Consider the following 1,427-nt stretch of genomic DNA (forward strand, 5'->3'; position numbering starts at 1 on the left):
CACTAGCGTTGCATAAAAGTTGGACACTAGAGATATCGAAAAATTCTGAAATATTATTTTTACCCGATATCCCAAAAGGTCGAACGCTCGTTAAAGGTAGTTCTGCCCATTTGGTAAACGTATACATTTATTACTTATTGCTACACACCAGAAAAGCTATTTCTTTCTTCGCCCAACTGAGGTTCGGCTAGGCCGAAGCTCAATCCGTTCCAGCCACATGTTGAACGGCTTCCAAAGCAGCACTTTTAGCCAACGATACAACTGTAGCAAGGGGTGTGATGACCCCGTTTCCTGTTTGACCAATACCAATAAACAGAAGGCGATGAGTGCAATCCATACTTGATTCATAACCGCGCGTTCGCTTGTGCCGTAGAACGATTTAATCCGGATGTGTTGTTTCATCCATTTAAAAAACGTCTCTATGGCCCAACGTTTCCGGTACATCTCACCGATTTCATCCGCATCCAGATCAAAACGATTGGTTACAATCATCAGTGGACTGCCTTCCGAATCAATCGTATGAATCAGCCTCAAGACATTTTCCATCCGCTTTTGCGGAGTGCCGATATACACCATCCCATCGGATAACACCTTGCTATCCGGCGGAAGTTTGAACGAATCGATGGGGCGGATTATGGCATTTTTCTTCAATCGCGTGACGAAGAAAATGCCCTCATCGCAGTATCGGTCGAAGGTGAAATAATCGACGTAGCCGCGGTCAAACACGTAAGTGACGCCTTTTTCCTCGATGAGGGAATCCATCTGTGTACGGTCGTTTTTCCGGGCTGGCGTCATCACGGCTTTTTCAGGAACAATGTCTTCAGGGCCCACAAAGACCAGACGCAAATGAATCTTGATTCCGGCTTTGGTTTTGCGAAAGATCGCCCACTTGTACTTTTGCAGGCACAGTCCGATGGTCGTTGAATCGACGATTTTAAAGCCATTTCGGCACTTGAAGGAACCCGCCTGCCTTTGAATTCGAGTGACCAGTTCGGCAAAGACCTGTTCTAACAGGCAGGAATCCACTTGATTATGTTTGCGGCTTAATTGAGATGCGGAAATCGAGTTCAAACCTAGTTCCTTTTGGAACTCTTCGGACAATACATCGTCCGCAATCTCCCGTAACCCATCACGCTGCTGAAGCTGCGCATGCAGGAAAAGTTTCAAATAAGCCAGTGTTGTTAGCTTTTTAACATATTTATCCTGATGTGTGGTTTCAATGCGATCTTTGAATGTTTTCGTACAAATCGGCGCTAGCCATTTACCAAATGAAGAAAATAAGGTATCCTTGTCCATGTGCTTAATCCTTTTCAGTGAATTATGGACAGGTACTACCTGCCATTTCATTGTAAAGGATTTTTTTGTGCTTAAACTTTAAGGAAATAGAAAATTATGAACATTCAGAGAAAATTAATGCAACGCTAGTG

At 43.9% G+C, this 1,427-nt stretch carries 1 protein-coding gene; it reads right to left on the bottom strand.

Features of this window, described 5'->3' with window-relative positions; all coding sequences use genetic code 11:
- Nucleotides 1–156: 156 nt before the first annotated feature.
- Entirely contained in the window at nt 157–1,296 is a 1,140-nt protein-coding gene (locus tag NI000_RS36485; RefSeq protein WP_253416166.1) for an IS4 family transposase, read from the bottom strand.
- Between the last annotated feature and the right edge of the window lie 131 nt (nt 1,297–1,427).

Origin of the sequence: Paenibacillus tyrphae, assembly GCF_024158745.1 — a bacterium.
GTDB lineage: Bacteria > Bacillota > Bacilli > Paenibacillales > NBRC-103111 > Paenibacillus_G > Paenibacillus_G tyrfis_A.